A 17,427-nucleotide genomic window follows, 5' to 3' on the forward strand; every position below is an offset into this window, starting at 1 on the left:
AGGGCCTTACTGGACGGTCAGCGCGGCTGCCTTCACGGCAGTCACGGCGGTTTGGTAATTGTTGACGAGCTGCTGCACCGAGGCCGCCGACATGTCGAGCACCGGCTTCGGATAGACGCCGAACAGGATGGTCAGCGCGATCAGCGGGAACAGCGTCACGCATTCGCGGAAGGTGAGGTCCTTGATCGACATCAAGGACGGCTTGACCAGCGCGCCGAACACCACCTTGCGGTAGAGCCAGAGCGCGTAGCAGGCCGACAGGATCACGCCCGTGGTGGCGAAGAACGCCGTCGGCAGCGAGATCTTGAAGGTGCCGAGCAGCGTCATGAACTCGCCGACGAAACCGCTCGTGCCGGGCAGACCGACATTGGCCATGGTGAAGACCATGAAGGTCATCGCATAGAGCGGCATCCGGTTGACGAGGCCGCCATAGGCCGCGATCTCGCGGGTGTGCATGCGGTCGTAGACCACGCCGACGCAGAGGAATAACGCGCCCGAGACGATGCCGTGCGACACCATCTGGAACATGCCGCCGGCGACGCCCTGGGTAGTCACCGCGAAGATGCCCATGGTGACGAAGCCCATATGCGCGACCGACGAGTACGCGATCAGCTTCTTCATGTCCTCCTGCATCATCGCCACCAGCGAGGTGTAGATGATGGCGATGATCGACAGCACGAACACGAACGGCGCGAAGTCGTGGCTGGCCAGCGGGAACATCGGCAGCGAGAAGCGCAGGAAGCCGTAGCCGCCCATCTTCAGCAGGATCGCGGCCAGGATCACCGAGCCCGCCGTCGGCGCCTCGACGTGCGCGTCAGGCAGCCAGGTGTGCACCGGCCACATCGGCATCTTCACCGCGAACGAGGCGAAGAAGGCGATCCACGCCCAGGTCTGCATGCCGCGCGGCACCGCGGTGTGCATCAGGGTCGGGATGTCGGTCGTGCCGGCGTTCCAGTACAGCGCCATGATGGCGAGCAGCATCAGCACCGAGCCGAGGAACGTGTAGAGGAAGAACTTGAACGACGCGTAGACCCGGCGCGGGCCGCCCCAGACGCCGATGATCAGGAACATCGGGATCAGGCCGCCCTCGAAGAACAGGTAGAACAGCACGAGGTCGAGCGCCGAGAAGGTGCCGATCATCAGCGTTTCCAGGATCAGGAACGCCATCATGTATTCGCCGACACGCTGCGTCACCGACCTCCAGCTCGCGATGATGCAGAGCGGCATGATCGCGGTGGTCAGGATGAGCAGCGGCAATGAAATGCCGTCGACGCCCATGTGGTAGGTGATGCCGGTAGCGAGCCAGGACGCCTTCTCGACGAACTGGAAGTCAGTGTTCGCCGGATCGAAGCGCGCCACCAAGATCAGCGACACCGCGAAGGTGATCAGCGTGGTCCACAGCGCGATCCAGCGCGCCGTGCGGCTCGCGGTCTCGTCACCGCCCCGCGCCAGCAGGTAAACCAGCATGGCGCCGACCGCCGGCAGGAAGGTCGTGACCGAAAGGATGGGCCAGGTTGTCATTTACTGGCCTCCCAAGCCGAACATGAACCAGGTGATCAATCCGGCGGCCCCGATCAGCATCGCGAATGCGTAGTGATAGAGGTAGCCGGTCTGCAATTTTACGACGTTGCGGGTGACGTCGAGCACGCGGGCCGACACGCCGTCGGGACCGAAGCCGTCGATGATGAAGCCGTCGCCCTTCTTCCACAGCGTGTAGCCGAGCCACTTGGCCGGACGCACGAAGATCCACTCGTACAGCTCGTCGAAGTACCATTTGTTGAGCAGGAACTGGTACAGCATCGGCTGCTGCTCGGCGAGTTCGACCGGCAGGTACGGCCTGCGGATGTAGAACATGTACGAGACGAACAGGCCGAGCGCCATCATCACGGTGGGCAGCGGCGCGAGCCAGCTCGGCATGTGCTCCATGTCTTCGAGGATGTGCGGGTTCATCTTCACCGATTCGCGGAAGAACTCCTCGACGCCGTGCGGGCTGGCGAACACTTCCTTGAACGGCAGACCTGCGAGGATCGAGCCGGCGGCGAGCACGCCGATCGGCACCAGCATCCAGACCGGGCTCTCATGCGCAGCCTCGTAATGCTTCTGGTCGTGCGGCTCGCCGAAGAAAGTCTTGAAGATCAGACGCCAGGAGTAGAACGAGGTCAGGCCGGCGGCCACGATCGTCAAGAGATAGGCGTAGGTCGCGAACGGGTTGTGCGCGGCGTAGGCCGACTCGATGATCGCGTCCTTGGAGAAGTAGCCGGCGAACAGCGGGAAGCCGGTCAGCGCCAGGGTGCCGATGCACATCACCGCGAAGGTGTACGGGATCTTGCGCCACAGGCCGCCCATGTTGCGGATGTCCTGCTCGTGATGCATCGCGTAGATCACCGAGCCGGAGCCCAGGAACAGCAGCGCCTTGAAGAAGGCGTGCGTGAACAGGTGGAACATGCCGACCGAATAGGCCCCTGCTCCCATCGCCACGAACATGTAGCCGAGCTGCGAGCAGGTCGAGTACGCGACGATGCGCTTGATGTCGTTCTGCACCAGGCCGATCGTCGCGGCGAAGAACGCCGTGGTCGCGCCGAAGAACATCACCACCGCCTGCGCGGTTGGCGACAGCTCGAACAGCGGCGACAGCCGCGCCACCATGAAGACGCCGGCGGTGACCATGGTCGCGGCATGGATCAGCGCCGACACCGGGGTCGGGCCTTCCATCGCGTCCGGCAACCAGGTGTGCAGCAGGAACTGGGCCGATTTGCCCATCGCGCCCATGAACAGCAGCAGGCAGGTCAGCGTCAGCGCATTCACCTGCCAGCCGAAGAAGTCGGTGGTCTTGGCGGTCAGCCCCGGCGCCGCGTGGAAGATGGTCTCGAAATCGGTCGAGCCGACCAGCGCGAAGATCGCGAAGATGCCGAGCGCGAAGCCGAAATCACCGACGCGGTTGACCACGAAGGCCTTGATCGCGGCCGCATTGGCCGACGGCTTCTGGTACCAGAACCCGATCAGCAGGTAGCTCGCCAGACCCACGCCCTCCCAGCCGAAGAACAGCTGCACGAGGTTGTCCGCGGTCACCAGCATCAGCATCGCGAAGGTGAACAGCGAGAGATAGCCGAAGAAGCGCGGCCGGTTCGGATCCTCGTCCATGTAGCCGATGGAGTAGAGGTGGACGAGCGCCGACACGGTGTTGACCACGACCAGCATCACGGCGGTCAGCGTGTCGACCCGCAGCGTCCAGGCCACCTGCAGGTCGCCCGAGGTGATCCAGGGCAGCAGCACGACGCGGGCGTCATGGTGCATGAAGCCGACATCGACCAGCGTGAACCAGGACAGCGCCGCCGAGACGAACAGCAGACCCGTTGTGATCAGCTCGGCCAGCCGCGAACCTGCCGCCGGCGGTTCGGAGACGTGGTGGTCGTCATGGCCATGGTCATCATGAGCATGGTCATCGTGGGCCACTGACGCATGGGCGTCGCCATGCGCATCGTCATGATGATCGACGGTATCGCCGCTCGGGCAGCGCGCATGCGCGCCCGTCAGCGCTATGATCCCCGCAAGGATGGCGCCGAGCAGCGGCAGGAAAACGATTGCCTGAACCATGACTGCTCTAGCCCTTCATCAGATTGACGTCTTCAACCGCGATCGAACCGCGGTTGCGGAAATACACCACCAGCACGGCGAGGCCGATCGCGGCCTCGGCAGCGGCGACCGTCAGCACCAGCAGCGCGAACACCTGGCCGACGATGTCGCCGAGGAAGGTCGAGAACGCCACCAAATTGATGTTGACCGACAGCAGGATCAGCTCGATCGACATCAGGATGATGATGATGTTCTTGCGGTTGAGGAAGATGCCGAGGATCCCGAGCGTGAACAGGATCGCGGCGACTGCCAGATAGTGCCCCAGCCCGATCGTCATTTCACCCACTCCGCCGCATCGGCATCCTGCAGGCCCTGCCCCGACGCCACCTTGCGCATCGCCATCGCCATCTCGGGCGTGCGCGCGTTCTGCACGTTGATGTTCTGCCGCTTGACGTTGGCCTTGTGGCGCAGCGTCAGCACGATGGCGCCGATCATCGCGACCAGCAGCACCATACCGGCGAGCTGGAAGTAATGGATGTACTTCGTATAGAGCACGAGGCCGAGCGCCTCGGTGTTGCTGATGTTGGTCGGGATCGCCGCCGTGATGGTCTTGGTCACGGCCGGGTTGATCACCCAGGCACCGACGACGAGCAGCAGCTCGAACAGGAAGATACCGCCGATCACGATGCCGACCGGCAGGTACTGGATGAAGCCCTCGCGCAGCTCGACGAAATCGACGTCGAGCATCATGATCACGAACAGGAACAGCACCGCGACGGCGCCGACATAGACCACGATCAGCATCATCCCGAGGAACTCGGCGCCCATCAGGATGAACAGGCCCGAAGCGTTGACGAAGGCCAGGATCAGGAACAGCACGGAGTGCACGGGATTGCGCGAGACAATCACCATGACCGCCGAAGCCACGCAGACCGCGGCAAACAGATAGAAGAACAGCGCCGGAAGGATCATGCCCTCACCTCACCGGTACGGCGCGTCGAGCGCGATCGACTTCGCAATCTCGCGCTCCCAGCGGTCGCCATTGGCGAGCAGCTTCGCCTTGTCATAGTAGAGTTCCTCGCGGGTCTCGGTCGCGAATTCGAAATTCGGTCCCTCGACGATGGCGTCGACCGGGCATGCCTCCTGGCACAGACCGCAATAGATGCACTTCACCATGTCGATGTCGTAGCGCACCGTGCGGCGGGTGCCGTCGTTGCGGCGCGGGCCGGCCTCGATCGTGATCGCCTGCGCCGGGCAGATCGCCTCGCACAGCTTGCAGGCGATGCAGCGTTCCTCGCCGTTCGGATAGCGGCGCAGCGCATGCTCGCCGCGGAAGCGCGGCGAGATCGGGCCCTTTTCGAACGGATAGTTCAGCGTCGGCTTCGGCTGGAAGAAATAGCGCATCGCCAGGAAGAACGCCGAGACGAATTCCGACAGCAGAAGCGAGCGGGCTGTTGCGTTGACATTGACACTCATGACGGCCTCACTTCGGCGCGATGCCGGCGAACTGCAGCACGCCGGCCACGATCACCACCATTGCCAGCGACAACGGCAGGAACACCTTCCAGCCGAGCCGCATCAGTTGATCGTAGCGGTAGCGCGGCACGATCGCCTTCGCCATCGCGAACATGAAGAACATGAAGAACACCTTCAGGGCGAACCAGACGATGCCCGGAATCCAGGTGAACGGCGGCAGATTGACCGGCGGCAGCCAGCCGCCCAGGAACAGGATCGACGCCAGCGCGCACATCGTGGTGATGGCGACATACTCACCGAGCATGAACAGCAGATACGGGGTCGAGCCGTACTCGGTCATGAAGCCGGCGACCAGCTCGGATTCGGCTTCGACCAGGTCGAACGGCGGACGGTTGGTTTCCGCCAGCGCCGAGACGTAGAACACGACGAACATCGGGAACAGCGGCCACACATACCAGTTCAGGATGGTGAGCTGCGGCAGGCCGATCAAATGCGCGAGCCCGCGGGTGTTCTGCGCCTCGACCACGGCCGACAGGTTCAGCGAGCCGACGCAGAGCAGCACGGTGATGATGACGAAGCCGATCGAGACTTCATAGGACACCATCTGCGCCGCGGAGCGCAGCGCGGCCAGGAACGGATACTTCGAGTTGGACGACCAGCCGGCCATGATGATGCCGTAGATCGACAGCGACGAGATCGCGAAGATGTAGAGAATGCCGACATTGATGTCGGAGATCACCCAGCCGAGATCGAACGGGATCACGGCCCAGGCGGCCAGCGCCAGGATGCACGACACCAGCGGCGCCAGCAGGAACACGGCCTTGTTGGAGCCGGACGGGATCACCGGCTCCTTCAGCACGAACTTCAGGAGGTCGGCGAAGGATTGCAGCAATCCGAACGGTCCGACCACGTTGGGGCCACGGCGGATCTGCACCGCCGCCCAGATCTTGCGGTCGGCGAGCAGGATGTAGGCGATCGCGATCAGCAGCACGACGAGCAGCAACAGGCTTTCCGCGACCATGATGATCAGCGGCCAGAGGAAGCCGGTCCAGAACGAGCTTGCGAAGAATTCAGCCATCAGGTCACGCTCACTCCGCTGCCGTCAGCATTCGGCCCGACGCCAGCCGCGAGCATTCCGCCATCACGGCAGAGGCTCGCGCGATCGGGTTGGTCAGATAGAAGTCCTCGACGGTCGGCCTGAAGGCTGCCTTGTCGACGCTGCCGCCCTTGCCCGCCAGCGCCTTCACGTCATCAGCCTTGCCCGCCTCGATCTGGTCGAGCCGCATCAAATGCGGATAGGTCTTGAACATCGCCTGCCGCAGCGCCTGCAGCGAGTCGAACGGCAGCTTCTTGCCGAGCACGTCGGACAGCGCGCGGATGATCGCCCAGTCCTCGCGGGCTTCGCCCGGCGGGAACGCAGCGCGGTTGGCGATCTGCGCCCGGCCCTCGGTGTTGACGTAGATGCCGGACTTCTCGGTATAGGCCGCGCCCGGCAGGATCACGTCGGCGCGGTGCGCGCCCTGGTCGCCATGGGTGCCGATATAGACCACGAAGGTGCCGTCCGGCGCCTTGATCTCGTCGGCGCCGAGCAGGAACAGCACGTCGAGCGTGCCGAAGGTCGTCATCTGCGCCGTGGTCAGGCCACCGGCCGAAGGCGAGAAGCCGATATCGAGCGCGCCGGCACGGGAGGCGGTGTCCTGCAACACGGCAAAACCGTTCCAGCCGTCCTTCAGCGCGCCGACATCGACGGCGAGCTTGGCGGCTTGCGCCAGCACCGCAGCACCATCGTGCCTGTTGTAGGCGCCGGCGCCGACCAGGATGATCGGGTGCTGCGCGTTCTTCAGCACGTCGGCGAAAGAGTGCTTGCCAGCCACGAGATCGGCGAGCGTGTCGGTGCCGGCGCCGAGATAGTCGTGCTCATAGGTGAAATCGGCCTTGGCGCCGATCATGCCGACCTTGAGCCCGCCGGTGCGCCAGCGCTTGCGGATCCGCGCGTTCAACACCGCGGCTTCCTTGCGCGGATGCGAGCCGATGATCAGGATCGCGTCGGCCTGGTCGATGCCGGCAATGGTCGGGTTGAAGATGTAGGAGCCGCGGCCGGCCTTGGCGTCGAACGCGTCGCCGCCCTGCACCGCCAGATTGACCGAGCCGAACGCAGCCAGCAGCTCCTTCAGCGCATACATCTCATCGACCGCGGCGAGATCGCCGGCGATCGCGCCGATCCGCTTGCCGTCGCTGCGGCCGGCCTTGGCGGCGATCGTGGCGAAGGCTTCCTGCCAGGTCGCGGGCTTGAGCTGGCCGTTCTCACGCACATAGGGCCGGTCGAGGCGCTGCGTGCGCAGGCCGTCGACGACGTGGCGGGTCTTGTCGGAGATCCACTCCTCGTTCACCGCCTCGTTGATGCGCGGCAGGATGCGCATCACCTCGCGGCCGCGGGTGTCGACGCGGATCGCAGATCCGACGCCGTCCATGACGTCGACCGACTGCGTCTTGCCGAGCTCCCAGGGGCGCGCCGCAAAGGCATAAGGCTTCGAGGTCAGCGCGCCGACCGGGCAGATGTCGACGAGGTTGCCCTGCAGCTCCGAGCTCAGCGCCTGCTCGAGATAGGTGGTGATCTCCATGTCCTCGCCCCGGCCGGTCGCACCCATTTCCGGGGCGCCGCAGACTTCGGCGGAGAAGCGGACGCAGCGCGTGCACTGAATGCAGCGATTCATCGAGGTCTTGACCAGCGCGCCGAGATACTTGTCCTCGACCGCGCGCTTGTTCTCGGCGAAACGGCTGGTGTCGACACCGTAGCCCATCGCCTGGTCCTGCAAATCGCACTCGCCGCCCTGGTCGCAGATCGGGCAGTCCAGCGGATGGTTGATCAGCAGGAACTCCATCACGCCTTCGCGCGCCTTCTTCACCATCGGCGAACGGGTCGAGATCTCCGGCGGCTCGCCCTTCGGGCCCGGACGGCAGTCGCGCACGGCCCAGGCGCAGCTCGCGACCGGCTTCGGGCCGCCCTTCACCTCGACTAGGCACATCCGGCAATTGCCGGCGATCGACAGCCGCTCGTGATAGCAGAAGCGCGGAATCTCGGCGCCGGCCGCCTCGCACGCCTGCAACAGCGTGTACTCCGGCGGCACATCGATCTCTTTGCCATCGACGATGATCTTGCTCATGTCTCTTCTCTACTCCGCCGCGACCATGTGGACGGGATCACGAACGCCCTGATCGTCGAGATCGGCCTTGTGCGAATACTGATCGATGCGCTCTTCGATCTCGTGACGGAAATGCGCGATCAGACCCTGGATCGGCCACGCCGCAGCGTCGCCGAGCGCGCAGATGGTGTGACCTTCGACCTGCTTGGTGACCTCCAGCAGCATGTCGATCTCGCGCTTGTGGGCGCGACCATCGGCCATGCGGGTCAGCACGCGCCACATCCACCCCGTGCCTTCGCGGCACGGCGTGCACTGGCCGCAGCTCTCATGCTTGTAGAAATAGGAGATGCGCGCGATCGCCCGGATCAGGTCGGTCGACTTGTCCATCACGATCACGGCCGCAGTGCCGAGGCCCGAGCGCAGCTTGCTCAGACTGTCGAAATCCATCGGCGTGTCGATGATCTGCTCGGCCGGCACCATGCGCACCGACGAGCCGCCGGGGATGACGGCCTTCAGATTGTCCCAGCCGCCGCGGATGCCGCCGCAGTGCTTCTCGATCAGTTCGCGGAACGGAATCCCCATCGCCTCTTCGACGTTGCAGGGCCGCTCGACGTGACCGGAGACGCAGAACAGCTTGGTGCCGACATTGTTCGGCCGGCCGATAGCCGCGAACCAGGCGGCGCCGCGGCGCAGGATGTCGGGCGCGACCGCGATCGACTCGACGTTGTTGACGGTGGTCGGGCAGCCATAGAGACCGACATTGGCCGGGAACGGCGGCTTCAGCCGCGGCTGGCCCTTCTTGCCCTCGAGGCTCTCGAGCAGCGCGGTTTCCTCGCCGCAGATATAGGCGCCGGCGCCGTGCGCGACATAGATGTCGAACGGCCAGCCGTTGATGTTGTCCTTGCCGACCAGCTTGGCGTCATAGGCCTGATCGATCGCAGCCTGCAGGTGCTCGCGCTCGCGGATGAATTCGCCGCGGACGTAGATGTAGCAGGCGTGCGCGCCCATCGCGAAGCTCGCGAGCAGGCAGCCCTCGACCAGGAGATGCGGATCGTGCCGCATGATCTCGCGGTCCTTGCAGGTGCCGGGCTCGGACTCGTCGGCGTTGACGACGAGATAGCTCGGACGGCCGTCCTTGGATTCCTTCGGCATGAACGACCACTTCATGCCGGTCGGGAAGCCCGCACCGCCGCGGCCGCGCAGACCCGACGCCTTCATCTCGTTGATGATCCAGTCGCGGCCCTTGTCGATGATCCCCTTGGTGCCATCCCAGGCGCCTCGGCGGCGCGCGCCCTCGAGGCCCCAATCATGGAGGCCGTAGAGGTTCTTGAAGATGCGGTCCTTGTCGTCGAGCATAACAAAAACTTTCCGAACATCACCGATTGGCTTGGGAGTACGCGAGCCCGGCGGCGCAGCCGCCGAACACGATGGCCCACAACAGGCTGGATTCCAGCGTGGCGCTCAGGCCGTACCGTTGCAGCAGGAACATGAAGCCGGCCGCGACGGCGGTATGCAGCGCGATCGTGCGCCAGGCCTTCATCGCTGCGCCCCTCCCCGTCCCCGTTGCCTGCACCTGAAAGCCCCCCATCAGGTGGTTTCCTTCAGCGTCGTCGGCCCGCCTGCGGGTGCCGAGAACTGACGGTCGATCTGCGGACCCGGCTTCGGCGGATTGCCGGCGGCAAAGCCGTCGAGCACCTTGCCGAAGCTTTCCTTGGTCAGGTCCTCATACGTGTCCTTCCAGATCAGCACCATCGGCGCGTTCACGCAGGCCCCGAGGCACTCGACCTCCTCCCAGGAGAAGTTGCCGTCCTTCGACAGCTGGAACGGATCGTGATGGATGCGATGCTGGCAGACCTCGATCAGGTCGGCGGCGCCGCGCAGCCGGCACGGCGTGGTGCCGCAGACCTGCACATGCGCCTTCTTGCCGACCGGCGAAAGCTGGAACATGGTGTAGAAGGTCGCGATCTCGAGCATGCGGATATGCGGCATCTCGAGCAGGTCGGCGACGGCGCGGATCGCGGCTTCCGAGACCCAGCCGTCATGCTGCTCCTGCACGCGCCACAAGATTGCGATCGCAGCCGAAGCCTGACGACCCGGCGGATACTTCTCGATCTGCTTCTTGGCCCAGGCCAAATTCTCGTCCGTGAACGTGAAGCTCGCGGGCTGCAATTCCTTCGGGGCAAGGCGGCGGACGGACATCGATCAAACTCTCAATTAGCGCGCGGTGCCGATGCGGACATCATCACCGGTCGACCTCGCCGAACACGATGTCCAGCGAGCCAAGGATGGCGGAAACGTCGGCCAAGAGATGGCCCTTGCAGATGTGATCCATCGCTTGCAGATGGGCGAAGCCCGGCGCGCGGATCTTGCACTTGTAGGGCTTGTTGGTGCCGTCGGCGACGAGATAGACGCCGAACTCGCCCTTCGGCGCCTCGACCGCGGCGTAGACTTCGCCGGCCGGCACGTGGACGCCTTCGGTGTAGAGCTTGAAGTGATGGATCAGCGCTTCCATCGAACGCTTCATCTCGCCACGGCGCGGCGGCGCGATCTTGTTGTCCTCGACCACGACCGGGCCCTGCCCGTCGGCCGCCTTCAGCTTCTGGATGCACTGCTTCATGATGCGCACTGACTGGCGCATCTCTTCCATGCGGATCAGGTAGCGGTCGTAGCAGTCGCCGTTCTTGCCGATCGGAATGTCGAAATCCATCTCGGCGTAGCACTCATAGGGCTGCGCCTTGCGCAGGTCCCAGGCCGCGCCGGAGCCGCGTACCATGACGCCGGAGAAGCCCCACTCCCAGGCCTCCTTCAGCGGCACGATGCCGATATCGACATTGCGCTGCTTGAAGATGCGGTTGCCGGTGAGCAGCCGATCGAGGTCGTCGACGACCTTGAGGAACGGATCGCACCACGCGTCGATATCGTCGATCAGCTTCGGCGGCAGGTCCTGATGCACGCCGCCGACGCGGAAGAACGCCGCGTGCATGCGCGAGCCCGAGGCGCGCTCGTAGAACACCATCAGCTTTTCGCGCTCTTCGAAGCCCCAAAGCGGCGGGGTCAGCGCGCCGACGTCCATCGCCTGCGTGGTGACGTTGAGCAGATGCGACAGGATGCGGCCGATCTCGCAATACAGCACGCGGATCAACTGGCCGCGGCGCGGCACGGTGATGCCGAGCAGCTTTTCCGCCGCGAGGCAGAACGCATGCTCCTGGTTCATCGGCGCGACGTAGTCGAGCCGGTCGAAATACGGAATCGCCTGCAGGTAGGTCTTGTGCTCGATCAGCTTCTCGGTGCCGCGGTGAAGCAGGCCGATATGCGGATCGACGCGCTCGACGACTTCGCCGTCGAGCTCCAGCACGAGGCGAAGCACGCCGTGCGCCGCCGGATGCTGCGGACCGAAGTTGATGGTGAAGTTGCGAAGATTTTGCGGTTGCTCGTTCATGGCTTCGGCTCCGCCTTGGCCTTCTCGTCACCGGGAAGCGGATAGTCCGCGCCTTCCCAGGGCGAAAGGAAATCGAACTTGCGGAATTCCTGGTTGAGCCGGACCGGCTCGTACAGCACCCGCTTCTCCTGGTCGTCGTAGCGAACCTCGACGAAGCCGGTGAGCGGGAAATCCTTGCGCAGCGGATGGCCGTCGAAGCCGTAATCCGTCAGCAGGCGGCGCATGTCGGGATGGCCGGTGAAGATCACGCCGTAGAGATCGTAGGTCTCGCGCTCGAACCAGTCGGCACCCGGGAACACGCCGATGATCGACGGCACCTGCGAGGTCTCGTCGGCCTGACCGCGCAAACGGATGCGCACATTCAGCGTCGGCGACAGCAGATGGTAGACGACGTCGAAGCGCTTCTCGCGGCTCGGATAGTCGACCGCGGTCACGTCGGTGATGTTGACGAAACGGCAGCCGGCATCGTCACGCAGAAAAGTGACGACGTCCACGATTCTGCCAATCTCGACGTCGATAGTGAGTTGATCGAACGCGACCGAGTGCGCCGTGGCGGCGCCGGGAAGCGCGCTCACGATCGTCTGCCCAAGGGCGTCGAGCTTGCCGTCGTCCATGACGTAAAAACCTTAGCGTTCGATAGTGCCGATACGGCGGATCTTCTTCTGCAGCAGCAGCACGCCGTAAAGCAGTGCCTCCGCCGTGGGCGGGCAGCCCGGCACGTAGATGTCGATCGGCACGATGCGGTCGCAACCGCGCACCACCGAGTAGGAGTAGTGGTAGTAGCCGCCACCATTGGCGCAGGAGCCCATCGAGATGACGTAGCGCGGCTCCGGCATCTGGTCGTAGACCTTGCGCAGCGCGGGCGCCATCTTGTTGGTCAAGGTGCCCGCGACGATCATCACGTCGGACTGCCGCGGCGAAGCGCGCGGCGCGAAGCCAAACCGCTCGACGTCGTAGCGCGGCATCGAGACCTGCATCATCTCGACCGCGCAGCAGGCGAGGCCGAAGGTCATCCACATCAGCGAGCCGGTGCGCGCCCAGGTGATCAGGTCATCGGCGGCGGCGACGAAGAAGCCCTTGTCGGACAGCTCGTGATTGACCTCGAGGAAAAACGGATCATTGGCGCCGACCGGCTTGCCGGTCGACGGATCGAGAATGCCCCTCGGGGCCTGCGCGATGGCCGGCTGCGAGGATGCGGCGGTGGGGCTCAATCCCATTCGAGCGCACCTTTCTTCCATTCATATGCAAACCCGACCGTCAGCACGGCCAGGAACACCATCATCGACCAGAAGCCGGTGGCGCCGAGCTTTCCGAACGCCACGGCCCACGGGAACAGGAACGCCACTTCGAGATCGAAGATGATGAAGAGGATCGCCACCAGATAGAAGCGGACGTCGAACTTCATGCGGGCGTCGTCGAATGCGTTGAATCCGCATTCATAGGCGGACAGCTTTTCCGGATCAGGCGACTGGAACGCGACCAGGAACGGCGCGATCAGGAGCGCCAGACCGATCAGGCTGGCGACCCCGATAAAGACCACAAGTGGGAGGTAATTCTGCAGGATGCCGGTCATCGGCGAGGCCTTCTTGCTGCGGTTTCGGACGTGCCGCAGATTCGTTGATTGGAATTGTTCTTGAGGCTTTAGCGCAGCGCAACAGGGGGCGCAAGACAAGCTATTTTGACGCTTTTACCGTCCTTCCGGCGGGCTCTTGGCCGCATCGGGCGGATGCGCTTGCCTCTTCGGGCAACGCCGAGGCGGCCATCCGGAGCCCTGCGCTCTCCCCATATCAGCCCAGCTCCCGCTCGGCAGCGAGCATCTCGGCGGCCGTAGCGGTCAGCCGGTCGATGTGTCCAAGCAAGAGCTCAAGTTCCTGTGGATCAAGCTGTTCCAGCAGGCGCCGGTTTCGCTCCTGCGCCCCGGCCACGATGGCGTCATGGGCAGCGAGGCCGGCCTTGGTCAGCGAGATCAGTGTCTCACGATTGTCACGCGGATTGGCCGCCTTGGCGACCAGCTTGCGCGCCACGAGTTCGGCGAGCGCCCGGCTGATCTGCCCCTTGTCCATGCCGACCGCCTCGGCAAGCCGCACCACGCTCATCGGCGGGCGCCGGCCGAGCGAGACCACCAGGCCGAACTCGACCGAGGACAGTCCGGTCAGGCGCTTGTAGCGCAGCATCGCACCGCGCCTCAGCAAGTTCGCCAGCACCATGAGCCGCGACGACATCATCGCCGTGACCGGCGCCAGTTCGGCATCGGCAATCGCCGCCGGCGGTAACACCTTCGCTGTCCTGAGCTTCTCAGTCATCGCCAACCTCTGCCAACAAAGCCGGTCGCTGCCAAGCTTATCAATATCGTTGACATTGTCATCGATATACCGTTGACTTGATCAACGATAGATCGGCCACCGGCACCAGACCAGCGGCGGGAGGAAACAACATGAATATCACCCAGCGGGACCGCGACCTCGGCACGGCCTATGCGATGAAGCCGTCCACCACCCGGACCGAGCTCACCTCGGTCGCCCGCGGCACGCCGATGGGTGAGCTACTGCGCCGCTACTGGCACCCGGTCGGCCTCTCCAGCGACGCCACTGATATCCCCAGAAAAGTCCGTGCGCTCGGTGAGGATCTGATCCTGTTCCGCGACAGGCATGGCCGGACCGGCCTGCTGCACGCGCGCTGTTGCCATCGCGGCACCACACTCTATTACGGCAAGGTCGAGGACGACGGCATCCGCTGCTGCTATCACGGCTGGAAGTTCGACACCGAGGGGCACTGCCTCGAACAACCCTGCGAGCCCGAAGGCGGCCTGTTCAAGGACAAGGTGCGCCAGCCCTGGTATCCGGTGCAGGAACGCTACGGCCTGATCTTCGCCTATATGGGCCCGGCCGATAAGAAGCCGGTGCTGCCGCGCTACGAGTGCCTCGAGACCATGGACGACGGCGAATTCGTCGAGGCCGACGATTCCTCGATCGGCGGCGGCGGCCCGGCGGTGATCCCCTGCAACTGGCTGCAGCATTTCGAGAACGTGGTCGACCCCTACCACGTGCCGGTGCTGCACGGCTCGTTCTCTGGACCGCAATTCACCACCATGATGGCCTCGATCCCCGAGGTGAAGTTCGAGATGTCGCCGCGCGGCGTCGCAGTGCGCTCGATCCGCAGGCAGGACGACGGCAAGGTGTTTTATCGCGTCAGCGAGGCCGCCCTCCCCACGCTGCGGATCGTACCCAACCCGCGGGTCGCGCAATTCGCCCGCGTCGAATCGATCGGCTGGACCCTGCCGATCGACGACACCTCATTCCGGATCTATGTCGCCGGCCGGGTCAAGAACGCGGGCGATATCGGACGCATGCGCTCGAAATTCAACGGCAAGTTCTGGTGGGACATGACCGAGCGAGAGCACCAGCAATTCCCCGGCGACTACGAGGCGCAGGTCGGCCAGGGACCGGTGACGATCCATTCCGAAGAGCACTTTGGCCAGAGCGACCGCGGCATCCTGATGATCCGCCGGATGCTCTCTGACCAGCTCGAGGCGTTGGCCGCCGGCCGCGACCCGATCGGCGTGTCGTTCGACGCCGACACGAGCCCGGTCGAGTTCGAAGCGGGGAATTACATCCGCGAGGCGTAGAGCCGGCACGCAAGCAAACAACAACAAGACAATTCGGGGGAAGCATGGTCGATCTCGCACCGCAAGCGGCAGCGCAGACGCAGGTTGGCGCCAGGCCTGCCGCGCGTCGCTACTACGTGCTCGCCTTGCTCACGATCATTTACGCCCTCAACTTCCTCGACCGCACGATCTTCAACGTGCTGATCGAGCCCATCAAGAAGGAGTTCCTGCTCAGCGACACCACGATGGGCCTGCTCGCCGGGTTCGGCTTCGTGCTGTTCTACTCGCTGCTCGGCATTCCCATCGCGCGGATGGCCGACCGTCTGAATCGCCGCAACATCGTCGCCATCGCCTTCGCGTTCTGGAGCGCGATGACCTATCTCTGCGGCCTTGCCTCCAGCGTCACGACGCTGGCGCTGGCGCGGGTCGGCGTCGGCATCGGGGAATCCGCGGGCACACCGGCCTCGCAATCGATGATCGCTGATCTGTTCGACAAGAACGAGCGTCCCCGCGCGCTCGGGATCTACGCGATCGGCACCTATCTCGGCGTCTTCCTCGGCTATTTCATCGGCGGCTATGTCAACCAGCACTATGGCTGGCGGATGGCGTTCTTCACCGCCGGCCTGCCCGGCATCGCGCTCGCCGCCGTGCTATGGCTGACAATCTCGGAGCCTGCGCGCGGTACGATGGCCGAGACCTTCAAGGCCGAGCCGATCGGGCCGACATTGGGCTTCCTCGCATCGCAGCCGAGCTTCGTCATCGTGCTGGTCGGCTTTTGCCTGACGACCTACACCAACTACGCCACCGCGGTGTGGATCCCGCCGTTCCTGGCCCGCATCCATCATCTCACGAGCGCCGAGATCGGCACCTATGCCGGCACCTTCAAGGGGCTTGCCGGCATGGCGGGCACGCTGATCGGCGGCCTCGTGGTGGCGCAGATCGGCCGCCGCGACGACCGCTGGAAGCTGTGGGCGCCCGCGATCATGTCCGGCCTCGCCGGTCCGGTGTTCGCGCTGTGCATGCTGACGCAAAGCTTCACGCTGATGGTCGCAACCCTGGCGCTGACCTCGTTCATGGTCGGCTTCCATCTCGGTCCGATCTTCGCGATCGCCCAGACGGTGGCAAAGCCCAGTATGCGCGCATTGGCCTCGGCGATCGTACTGCTGACCGCCACCTGCTTTGGCCAGGGTGTCGGCCCCCTCGCCGTCGGCATGATCAACGACGCGCTGAAGGGCACCTACGGCGTCGACGCGGTGCGCTATTCGCTGCTGTCGGCAGCGGTGACCACGACGCTCGGCGCGCTGCTGTTCGTCTGGGCGGCGCGCTGGATCCGGTCAGATATCGCGCGCGCGAGCTAGTCGATGAAGGCCAGCAGGTCAGACATCAAGCGCGCGCTGTGCGTCAGCGGCAACGCGTGCGGCGCGCCTTCGTAGACGGCGAGCTTGCTTCCCTTGATCAGGGCCGCCGTTTTTGCGCCGGTGAGCTCCAATGGCGCGCTGGCATCCCTGTCGCCGTGCACGATCAGCGTCGGGAGGTCGATCGCTTTGGCCGCGGCGCGCAGATCGGCAAGGGAGATGGTCTTGCGGCAGGCCAGCGCCACCGGCAGCGGCACGCTCAGCATCATCTCCCGGATCCAGGCGCGCGTGGCTTCGGGTGTGTCTGGCATGAAGAACGGCGCCTCGTTCTCGCCCATCCATTTCGCAAAGTCCTGCGCGATCGCGGCATTCTGCGCCTCGACCATCGCCCGCGGCACCGCGTCCGGGTTGTCCTCGGTCTGGACGAGAAACGGCGTGGTCGGCGCCACCAGCACCAGCCGCGCAATGCGACCTGCGCCATGCCGCGCCAGATAGTTCACCGCCTCGATCGATCCCATCGAATGCGCGACGATGGTGACGTCGCGGAGATCGTGCTGCTCGATCACGGCGGCGACGTCATCGGTCAGCGTGTCGAGATCGTATCCGGTCATCGGCATGTCGGAGCGGCCATGGCCGCGCCGGTCAGGCGCGACACAGCGATAGCCTTTTGCATTCAAGGCCACGATCTGGCTGCCCCAGATGCCGGAATTGAACGTCCAGGCGGCAAGCAGCAGCACCGGCCGGCCCGAGCCCCAATCCTGCACGAACAGTTTCGTGCCGTCCTTCGTGGTCGCATAAAGCGGTCGGCTTGCCATCACATGTCTCCCTTTGCGGATC

The 17,427-nt window shown here is 64.6% G+C and carries 18 protein-coding genes; 2 read left to right on the forward strand and 16 right to left on the reverse strand.

What is annotated here, in order from left to right:
- Positions 1–6: 6 nt before the first annotated feature.
- The 15 genes from BI327_RS00425 to BI327_RS00495 form a co-directional block, all read right to left on the reverse strand.
- Complete coding sequence (locus BI327_RS00425; protein WP_076857698.1) at positions 7–1,521, reverse strand: NADH-quinone oxidoreductase subunit M; 1,515 nt, start codon at positions 1,519–1,521, stop codon at positions 7–9.
- Positions 1,522–3,594, reverse strand: coding sequence for an NADH-quinone oxidoreductase subunit L (gene nuoL, locus BI327_RS00430; RefSeq protein ID WP_076857699.1), 2,073 nt, complete (start codon positions 3,592–3,594; stop codon positions 1,522–1,524).
- 7 nt (positions 3,595–3,601) lie between these two features.
- Positions 3,602–3,910: an NADH-quinone oxidoreductase subunit NuoK gene (gene nuoK, locus BI327_RS00435; RefSeq protein WP_076857700.1), complete on the reverse strand. Its 309-nt coding sequence runs from the start codon at positions 3,908–3,910 to the stop codon at positions 3,602–3,604.
- Positions 3,907–4,545, reverse strand: coding sequence for an NADH-quinone oxidoreductase subunit J (locus BI327_RS00440; protein ID WP_076857701.1), 639 nt, complete (start codon positions 4,543–4,545; stop codon positions 3,907–3,909). The genes nuoK and BI327_RS00440 overlap by 4 nt, the downstream gene beginning before the upstream one ends.
- A gap of 9 nt (positions 4,546–4,554) precedes the next feature.
- Complete coding sequence (nuoI, locus tag BI327_RS00445) at positions 4,555–5,049, reverse strand: NADH-quinone oxidoreductase subunit NuoI (RefSeq protein WP_018271854.1); 495 nt, start codon at positions 5,047–5,049, stop codon at positions 4,555–4,557.
- Positions 5,050–5,056: 7 nt separating this feature from the next.
- A complete protein-coding gene (nuoH, locus tag BI327_RS00450) occupies positions 5,057–6,127 on the reverse strand; it encodes an NADH-quinone oxidoreductase subunit NuoH (RefSeq protein WP_076857702.1) in 1,071 nt (356 codons plus the stop codon).
- Positions 6,128–6,137: 10 nt separating this feature from the next.
- On the reverse strand, positions 6,138–8,213 hold the full coding sequence (gene nuoG / locus BI327_RS00455; RefSeq protein ID WP_076857704.1) for an NADH-quinone oxidoreductase subunit NuoG: 2,076 nt from the start codon (positions 8,211–8,213) through the stop codon (positions 6,138–6,140).
- 9 nt (positions 8,214–8,222) lie between these two features.
- Positions 8,223–9,548, reverse strand: a complete 1,326-nt coding sequence (gene nuoF / locus BI327_RS00460; RefSeq protein WP_076857706.1) for an NADH-quinone oxidoreductase subunit NuoF — start codon at positions 9,546–9,548, stop codon at positions 8,223–8,225.
- 19 nt (positions 9,549–9,567) lie between these two features.
- A complete protein-coding gene (locus tag BI327_RS00465; protein ID WP_076857708.1) occupies positions 9,568–9,780 on the reverse strand; it encodes a hypothetical protein in 213 nt (70 codons plus the stop codon).
- The gene (nuoE, locus tag BI327_RS00470) at positions 9,780–10,391 is read right to left on the reverse strand and encodes an NADH-quinone oxidoreductase subunit NuoE (RefSeq protein WP_016847752.1); all 612 of its coding nucleotides are present in this window, start codon (positions 10,389–10,391) and stop codon (positions 9,780–9,782) included. Before nuoE ends, BI327_RS00465 begins: the two co-directional genes overlap by 1 nt.
- 43 nt (positions 10,392–10,434) lie before the next feature.
- A complete protein-coding gene (locus BI327_RS00475) occupies positions 10,435–11,631 on the reverse strand; it encodes an NADH-quinone oxidoreductase subunit D (RefSeq protein WP_076857711.1) in 1,197 nt (398 codons plus the stop codon).
- Entirely contained in the window at positions 11,628–12,245 is a 618-nt protein-coding gene (locus BI327_RS00480) for an NADH-quinone oxidoreductase subunit C (RefSeq protein ID WP_076857713.1), read from the reverse strand. The genes BI327_RS00475 and BI327_RS00480 overlap by 4 nt, the downstream gene beginning before the upstream one ends.
- A 12-nt stretch (positions 12,246–12,257) precedes the next feature.
- Positions 12,258–12,848 carry a NuoB/complex I 20 kDa subunit family protein gene (locus tag BI327_RS00485; RefSeq protein WP_050402390.1) on the reverse strand — a complete coding sequence of 197 codons (591 nt, stop codon included), beginning with the start codon at positions 12,846–12,848 and terminating at the stop codon, positions 12,258–12,260.
- Positions 12,839–13,204, reverse strand: coding sequence for an NADH-quinone oxidoreductase subunit A (locus BI327_RS00490; RefSeq protein ID WP_018271860.1), 366 nt, complete (start codon positions 13,202–13,204; stop codon positions 12,839–12,841). The genes BI327_RS00485 and BI327_RS00490 overlap by 10 nt, the downstream gene beginning before the upstream one ends.
- Positions 13,205–13,418: 214 nt before the next feature.
- Positions 13,419–13,934 carry a MarR family winged helix-turn-helix transcriptional regulator gene (locus BI327_RS00495; RefSeq protein WP_076857715.1) on the reverse strand — a complete coding sequence of 172 codons (516 nt, stop codon included), beginning with the start codon at positions 13,932–13,934 and terminating at the stop codon, positions 13,419–13,421.
- Between the two features lie 131 nt (positions 13,935–14,065).
- On the opposite strand from BI327_RS00495, the gene BI327_RS00500 reads away from it, so the two are divergent.
- Together BI327_RS00500 and BI327_RS00505 are read left to right on the forward strand one after the other, a co-directional pair.
- Complete coding sequence (locus BI327_RS00500; protein WP_076857717.1) at positions 14,066–15,256, forward strand: aromatic ring-hydroxylating dioxygenase subunit alpha; 1,191 nt, start codon at positions 14,066–14,068, stop codon at positions 15,254–15,256.
- A gap of 44 nt (positions 15,257–15,300) precedes the next feature.
- On the forward strand, positions 15,301–16,593 hold the full coding sequence (locus tag BI327_RS00505) for a spinster family MFS transporter (protein ID WP_076857718.1): 1,293 nt from the start codon (positions 15,301–15,303) through the stop codon (positions 16,591–16,593).
- Here BI327_RS00505 and BI327_RS00510 read toward each other — a convergent pair.
- Positions 16,590–17,405, reverse strand: a complete 816-nt coding sequence (locus tag BI327_RS00510) for an alpha/beta fold hydrolase (RefSeq protein ID WP_076857720.1) — start codon at positions 17,403–17,405, stop codon at positions 16,590–16,592. The two genes, BI327_RS00505 and BI327_RS00510, sit on opposite strands and share 4 nt — an antisense overlap.
- Between the last annotated feature and the right edge of the window lie 22 nt (positions 17,406–17,427).

This window comes from Bradyrhizobium mercantei (assembly GCF_001982635.1).
Classification (GTDB): Bacteria; Pseudomonadota; Alphaproteobacteria; order Rhizobiales; family Xanthobacteraceae; genus Bradyrhizobium; species Bradyrhizobium mercantei.

Excerpts from the sequence above, each read along its gene's own strand:
- BI327_RS00425 (WP_076857698.1), bottom strand. The coding sequence starts at position 1,521 with ATGACAACCTGGCCCATCCTTTCGGTCACGACCTTCCTGCCGGCGGTC.
- nuoL (WP_076857699.1), bottom strand. The coding sequence starts at position 3,594 with ATGGTTCAGGCAATCGTTTTCCTGCCGCTGCTCGGCGCCATCCTTGCG.
- nuoK (WP_076857700.1), bottom strand. The coding sequence starts at position 3,910 with ATGACGATCGGGCTGGGGCACTATCTGGCAGTCGCCGCGATCCTGTTC.
- BI327_RS00440 (WP_076857701.1), bottom strand. The coding sequence starts at position 4,545 with ATGATCCTTCCGGCGCTGTTCTTCTATCTGTTTGCCGCGGTCTGCGTG.
- nuoI (WP_018271854.1), bottom strand. The coding sequence starts at position 5,049 with ATGAGTGTCAATGTCAACGCAACAGCCCGCTCGCTTCTGCTGTCGGAA.
- nuoH (WP_076857702.1), bottom strand. The coding sequence starts at position 6,127 with ATGGCTGAATTCTTCGCAAGCTCGTTCTGGACCGGCTTCCTCTGGCCG.
- nuoG (WP_076857704.1), bottom strand. The coding sequence starts at position 8,213 with ATGAGCAAGATCATCGTCGATGGCAAAGAGATCGATGTGCCGCCGGAG.
- nuoF (WP_076857706.1), bottom strand. The coding sequence starts at position 9,548 with ATGCTCGACGACAAGGACCGCATCTTCAAGAACCTCTACGGCCTCCAT.
- BI327_RS00465 (WP_076857708.1), bottom strand. The coding sequence starts at position 9,780 with ATGGGGGGCTTTCAGGTGCAGGCAACGGGGACGGGGAGGGGCGCAGCG.
- nuoE (WP_016847752.1), bottom strand. The coding sequence starts at position 10,391 with ATGTCCGTCCGCCGCCTTGCCCCGAAGGAATTGCAGCCCGCGAGCTTC.
- BI327_RS00475 (WP_076857711.1), bottom strand. The coding sequence starts at position 11,631 with ATGAACGAGCAACCGCAAAATCTTCGCAACTTCACCATCAACTTCGGT.
- BI327_RS00480 (WP_076857713.1), bottom strand. The coding sequence starts at position 12,245 with ATGGACGACGGCAAGCTCGACGCCCTTGGGCAGACGATCGTGAGCGCG.
- BI327_RS00485 (WP_050402390.1), bottom strand. The coding sequence starts at position 12,848 with ATGGGATTGAGCCCCACCGCCGCATCCTCGCAGCCGGCCATCGCGCAG.
- BI327_RS00490 (WP_018271860.1), bottom strand. The coding sequence starts at position 13,204 with ATGACCGGCATCCTGCAGAATTACCTCCCACTTGTGGTCTTTATCGGG.
- BI327_RS00495 (WP_076857715.1), bottom strand. The coding sequence starts at position 13,934 with ATGACTGAGAAGCTCAGGACAGCGAAGGTGTTACCGCCGGCGGCGATT.
- BI327_RS00500 (WP_076857717.1), top strand. The coding sequence starts at position 14,066 with ATGAATATCACCCAGCGGGACCGCGACCTCGGCACGGCCTATGCGATG.
- BI327_RS00505 (WP_076857718.1), top strand. The coding sequence starts at position 15,301 with ATGGTCGATCTCGCACCGCAAGCGGCAGCGCAGACGCAGGTTGGCGCC.
- BI327_RS00510 (WP_076857720.1), bottom strand. The coding sequence starts at position 17,405 with ATGGCAAGCCGACCGCTTTATGCGACCACGAAGGACGGCACGAAACTG.